Source organism: Pseudomonas sp. 22490 (assembly GCF_052044465.1).
In the GTDB taxonomy this organism is placed as follows: domain Bacteria; phylum Pseudomonadota; class Gammaproteobacteria; order Pseudomonadales; family Pseudomonadaceae; genus Pseudomonas; species Pseudomonas aeruginosa.
This window is the reverse complement of the sequence record NZ_JBQENS010000077.1, coordinates 1-4,313: the sequence shown is the minus strand read 5'-3', so window position 1 is coordinate 4,313 and position 4,313 is coordinate 1. Positions and strand designations below refer to the sequence as shown.

Below are 4,313 nucleotides of genomic sequence, written 5' to 3'. Positions count from 1 at the left end.
CGCATCGCCGATGGTAGTGTGGGGTCTCCCCATGTGAGAGTAGGTCATCGTCAAGCTCCTATTCCAAAACCCCTGGTCAGCGATGACCGGGGGTTTTGCTTTTGCGCGCGGAAAAGTCTGCGAAAATCCGGGGAAAAGGCAGCTATACGGCAGGGCTTTTCGTAGGCAAAGCGCAAGTGCCTCTATATGATGCGTGCCTGGCTAGTGTGGGGCGTCTATGCAGACCTTGCTGAAACTACTTCAAGACGGGCGATTCCACTCCGGTGAGGAGTTGGGGGCAGTACTGGGCATCAGTCGCAGTGCAGTCTGGAAACGCTTGCAGCACCTGGAGGCTGAACATGGCCTGCAGTTCCACAAGGTGCGTGGCCGGGGTTACCGCCTGGCGAGTCCCCTCAGTCTCCTGGATCCGCGGAAGATCGACAGCCTCTGGCCGGTCGAGATCATGCCCACCGTCGATTCGACCAATAGCGAGGCCATGCGCAGGCTCGCGGCTGGAGCCTCGACGCCTTTCGTTATCGTCGCCGAGCAGCAGACTGCCGGGCGTGGACGTCGCGGCCGAGCCTGGGTCAGTCCCTATGGAGAGAACCTCTATTATTCTCTGGCCATTACTGTCAGGGGGGGCGCTCGGGAGCTCGAAGGGTTGAGCCTGGTTGTCGGTCTCGCGGTGCTCCGGGCCCTGGAGTCTTTGGGCGTCCGGGACGCCGGGTTGAAGTGGCCGAACGACCTTCTGCAGGGAGGCAAGAAGATCGCCGGAATTCTCCTGGAGCTGAGTGGCGACCCCGCGGATCTGTGTCATGTCGTTATCGGCATAGGGATCAACGTCAACATGAAGACCGCCACTGATATCGGCCAGCCTTGGACCTCCCTGCGCGAAGCGCTGGGGGAGCTGGTGGATCGTTCGCGGCTGCTTTCTGCTCTCAATCGGCAGTTGGCCGATTATCTCGATAGGCATTCGCGCGAAGGCTTTGCTGCAAGTCGCGAGGAGTGGGAGTCCTGCAATCTCTGGCAGGGTGCCCAGGTCATTCTCTCGACTGCTCTGAGTTCCATCGAGGGTCGTGTGCTGGGTGTCGATAGCCGAGGAGCGCTGCGTCTCGAGGTGGATGGCGTGGAGCAGGGGTTCAGTGGAGGGGAGCTTAGTTTGAGGTTGCGTCAATGATTCTTGAGCTCGACTGTGGAAACTCGCTGATCAAGTGGCGGGTCATCGAGGGCGCGGCACGGTCGGTCGCCGGTGGCCTTGCGGAGTCCGATGATGCCCTGGTCGAACAGTTAACATCGCAGCAAGCGCTGCCAGTGCGAGCCTGTCGCCTGGTGAGCGTTCGCAGCGAGCAGGAAACCTCGCAACTGGTCGCACGGTTGGAGCAACTGTTCCCGGTTTCGGCGCTGGTTGCATCATCCGGCAAGCAGTTGGCGGGAGTGCGCAACGGCTATCTCGACTACCAGCGCCTGGGGCTCGACCGCTGGTTGGCCCTCGTCGCGGCTCATCACCTGGCTAAGAAGGCCTGCCTGGTCATTGATCTGGGGACCGCGGTCACCTCTGACCTGGTCGCGGCGGATGGAGTGCATCTGGGGGGCTACATATGCCCGGGCATGACCCTGATGAGAAGCCAGTTGCGCACCCATACCCGACGTATCCGCTACGACGATGCAGAGGCCCGTCGGGCGCTTGCCAGTCTCCAGCCAGGGCAGGCCACGGCCGAGGCGGTTGAGCGGGGTTGTCTGCTCATGCTCAGGGGGTTCGTTCGTGAGCAGTACGCCATGGCGTGCGAGCTGCTCGGTCCGGATTGTGAAATATTCCTGACGGGTGGGGATGCCGAACTGGTTCGCGACGAACTGGCTGGCGCCCGGATCATGCCGGACCTGGTTTTCGTAGGGCTGGCACTGGCTTGCCCGATTGAGTGAGAGGATCTATGCGCTGGTTCTTCCTGTTTCTCCTGGCCCTGAACGTCTTCTACTACGTCTGGCACCAGCAGCAATCCCCGCTACGGGCCAAGGAAATCGCACCGCTGGAACTCTATAAGGATGGGCAGAAGAACATTCTGCTGTTGGCCGAGAGCAACCTTGCTTCCAGGGCGCGCTCGGGATCGCAGGTGCCGGCGCCGAGTGTGCCTCCGGCTGCCGAAGAGTCGATCGCATCCGAGTCGGCCTGTCTCTATCTTGGCGGAGGCGGTGAGGAGGCGGATGCCCGAAGGTTGCAGCAGCGCCTGCTGGGCCTGGATATCGAGGCGGAGGTCGAGGCCCGTGGGGAGATGAGCGTCGATTACTGGGTCTATCTTCCTCCGCTAGCCTCGCGGGAGGCTGCGCTTCGTCAGTTGAAGGAGCTTCAGGCGCGCAATATCGACAGCTACCTGATTGGCGAGGGAGTGCTGGCCAATGGCATTTCTTTGGGGATGTTTTCCGCGCGGGATTCGGCTGAAAGTGCGCAGGCCCGTCTCAAGACGGCAGGTTACGAGGCGGAGCTGAAGGAATTGCCCCGCGGGCAGCGTGATTTCTGGGTAAGGGTGGCACCCGGCAGCCGGCGTCTGGTGGATGAGCAACTGCTCCAGGAGCTGGCTCGGGACTTCAAGGGATTGCAGCATCAAATAATGTCGTGCAAAGGTGTTGCATCCCCCTGATGGTTTGCATAGAATGGCGCCCGCTTCGCAGGGGGAAGGCTGAAAGACTCCTACCATGAAGTTGCTGTTGAAACCTAAGTTCAGGTTTTTTAAGAGAAAACTCTTGACAGCAAGGTGGCAGACGTAGAGAATGCCGCCCACCAGTTTGGAGGGATTCCCGAGTGGCCAAAGGGATCAGACTGTAAATCTGACGTCATAGACTTCGAAGGTTCGAATCCTTCTCCCTCCACCAGTTTAAAAGCGTGAGCTTCGGGCTCCGCGGGTATAGTTCAGTGGTAGAACCTCAGCCTTCCAAGCTGATGATGCGGGTTCGATTCCCGCTACCCGCTCCAGTCAAGTTGCTTGTGTTTCGCTCATGTAGCTCAGTTGGTAGAGCACACCCTTGGTAAGGGTGAGGTCAGCGGTTCAAATCCGCTCATGAGCTCCATTTATCCAGGGGCAGATATGAAAATATCTGCCCTTGTTCTAATGGTAGCGTGATCCGCTCAATTCCTTGAAGGGGATGGTCTCCATGGCTAAAGAAAAATTTGAACGGAACAAGCCGCACGTCAACGTCGGCACCATCGGTCACGTTGACCATGGCAAGACCACTCTGACCGCTGCACTGACCAAGGTCTGCTCCGACACCTGGGGTGGTTCCGCTCGTGCTTTCGATCAGATCGACAACGCGCCGGAAGAAAAGGCCCGCGGTATCACCATCAACACCTCGCACGTTGAATACGATTCCGCTGTTCGTCACTACGCTCACGTTGACTGCCCCGGTCACGCCGACTACGTGAAGAACATGATCACCGGTGCTGCCCAGATGGACGGCGCGATCCTGGTTTGCTCGGCTGCCGACGGCCCCATGCCGCAGACCCGCGAGCACATCCTGCTGTCCCGCCAGGTAGGCGTTCCCTACATCGTCGTGTTCCTGAACAAGGCCGACATGGTCGACGACGCCGAGCTGCTGGAACTGGTCGAGATGGAAGTTCGCGATCTGCTGAACACCTACGACTTCCCGGGCGACGACACTCCGATCATCATCGGTTCCGCGCTGATGGCGCTGGAAGGCAAGGATGACAACGGCATCGGCGTAAGCGCCGTGCAGAAGCTGGTAGAGACCCTGGACTCTTACATTCCGGAGCCGGTTCGTGCCATCGACCAGCCGTTCCTGATGCCGATCGAAGACGTGTTCTCGATCTCCGGTCGCGGTACCGTGGTAACCGGTCGTGTAGAGCGCGGCATCATCAAGGTCCAGGAAGAAGTGGAAATCGTCGGCATCAAGGCGACCACCAAGACCACCTGCACCGGCGTTGAAATGTTCCGCAAGCTGCTCGACGAAGGTCGTGCTGGTGAGAACGTTGGTATCCTGCTGCGTGGCACCAAGCGTGAAGACGTAGAGCGTGGCCAGGTGCTGGCCAAGCCGGGCACCATCAAGCCGCACACCAAGTTCGAGTGCGAAGTGTACGTGCTGTCCAAGGAAGAAGGTGGTCGTCACACCCCGTTCTTCAAGGGCTACCGTCCGCAGTTCTACTTCCGTACCACTGACGTGACCGGTAACTGCGAGCTGCCGGAAGGCGTAGAGATGGTAATGCCGGGCGACAACATCAAGATGGTTGTCACCCTGATCGCTCCGATCGCCATGGAAGATGGCCTGCGCTTCGCGATCCGCGAAGGCGGCCGTACCGTTGGCGCCGGCGTGGTTGCCAAGATCATCGA

At 59.7% G+C, this 4,313-nt stretch carries 4 protein-coding genes and 3 tRNA genes; all 7 read left to right on the top strand.

Annotated features, from left to right (window positions below):
• The first annotated feature begins 217 nt into the window (after positions 1-217).
• Positions 218-1,156, top strand: coding sequence for a bifunctional biotin--[acetyl-CoA-carboxylase] ligase/biotin operon repressor BirA (birA, locus tag ACTJJX_RS34800; RefSeq protein ID WP_003117986.1), 939 nt, complete (start codon positions 218-220; stop codon positions 1,154-1,156).
• On the top strand, positions 1,153-1,899 hold the full coding sequence (locus tag ACTJJX_RS34795; protein ID WP_003093768.1) for a pantothenate kinase: 747 nt from the start codon (positions 1,153-1,155) through the stop codon (positions 1,897-1,899). The genes birA and ACTJJX_RS34795 overlap by 4 nt, the downstream gene beginning before the upstream one ends.
• An 8-nt stretch (positions 1,900-1,907) precedes the next feature.
• Entirely contained in the window at positions 1,908-2,612 is a 705-nt protein-coding gene (locus ACTJJX_RS34790; RefSeq protein ID WP_003118935.1) for an SPOR domain-containing protein, read from the top strand.
• Between the two features lie 147 nt (positions 2,613-2,759).
• Positions 2,760-2,844 (top strand) — tRNA-Tyr (locus ACTJJX_RS34785).
• Between the two features lie 26 nt (positions 2,845-2,870).
• Positions 2,871-2,944, top strand: a tRNA-Gly gene (locus ACTJJX_RS34780).
• A 19-nt stretch (positions 2,945-2,963) separates the two neighbouring features.
• Positions 2,964-3,039 (top strand) — tRNA-Thr (locus tag ACTJJX_RS34775).
• 84 nt (positions 3,040-3,123) lie between these two features.
• The coding region (tuf, locus tag ACTJJX_RS34770) for an elongation factor Tu (RefSeq protein ID WP_031634763.1) at positions 3,124-4,313 on the top strand (1,190 nt) is incomplete at its 3' end.

Excerpts from the sequence above, each read along its gene's own strand:
- ACTJJX_RS34790 (WP_003118935.1), top strand. The coding sequence starts at position 1,908 with ATGCGCTGGTTCTTCCTGTTTCTCCTGGCCCTGAACGTCTTCTACTAC.
- ACTJJX_RS34795 (WP_003093768.1), top strand. The coding sequence starts at position 1,153 with ATGATTCTTGAGCTCGACTGTGGAAACTCGCTGATCAAGTGGCGGGTC.
- birA (WP_003117986.1), top strand. The coding sequence starts at position 218 with ATGCAGACCTTGCTGAAACTACTTCAAGACGGGCGATTCCACTCCGGT.